The following is an 878-nucleotide window of genomic DNA, read 5'->3' as shown; positions in this document are numbered from 1 at the left end:
AGAGGATGTCTCACGTGGCGTGATGTCCGTGCGGCATGATGCTGGTCGTGGGTGCTGATCTGTCGCAGCGGCTGGTTCCTGATGGTCTGTGGGAGCTGGTCGCCCCGTTGCTGCCGTCGTTCAAGTCCCGTCCGCAGGGCGGCGGGACCGCTCCACGTGACGAGCGGGCTGTGTTCACGGCGGTGGTGTACGTCCTGACCAGCGGGTGTGCCTGGCGGCATCTTCCGGAGACGTTCGGTGTCTCGCCCGCCACCGCGCACCGCCGGTTCACCGCGTGGACGAGAGCGGGGCTGTGGCGGCGGCTGCACCGCGTGGTCCTGGACGAGCTCGGCGCCCGGGGCGAGCTGGACTGGACCTCCGCGATCGTCGACGCTGCCTCGGTGCGGGCGAAAAGGGGGGTTCGCTGACCGGGCCGAACCCGGTCGATCGCGGCAAGAAGGGCAGCAAGCTGCACGTACTGTCCGAGGCCCGGGGCATCCCCCTGGCCGTCGCCGTGTCCGCCGCGAACACCCACGACAGCCTGGCCCTCAAACCGCTGATCCGCGGCATACCCGCCATCCGCTCCCGCCGCGGACCACGCCGACGCCGCCCTGGCAAGCTCCGCGCCGACAAGGCGTATTTCTCCGCCGACCACCTCGCCTGGCTGCGCGAACGCGGAATCATCCCGCGCATCGCCCGCCCGGGCATCGAGTCCAGCAAACGGCTCGGCCGGCACCGCTGGAAGATCGAAAGGTCAATCGCCTGGCTCTTCGGCTACCGCCGCCTCACCGTCCGATACGAGCGAAAGGGCTCGCACTTCCTCGCCTTCCTCGGCCTGGCCGCCGCCCTGACCTGCTACAAGAAGCTCACGAAGATCACCACGTGAGACACCCTCTTAG

General features: G+C 69.2%; 1 protein-coding gene. It reads left to right on the top strand.

Features of this window, described 5'->3' with window-relative positions:
* Window positions 1-59 precede the first annotated feature (59 nt).
* A protein-coding gene (locus QK442_RS36210; protein ID WP_282698391.1) for an IS5 family transposase occupies window positions 60-865 on the top strand; the annotation gives its coding sequence in 2 pieces (ribosomal slippage) (window positions 60-390 and window positions 390-865; 807 coding nt in all).
* Window positions 866-878: the final 13 nt, after the last annotated feature.

The organism is Streptomyces sp. CC208A, from assembly GCF_030010625.1.
GTDB lineage: Bacteria > Actinomycetota > Actinomycetes > Streptomycetales > Streptomycetaceae > Streptomyces.
Note: the sequence above shows the minus strand (reverse complement) of the source record. Positions and strands in the feature narration are given on the sequence as shown.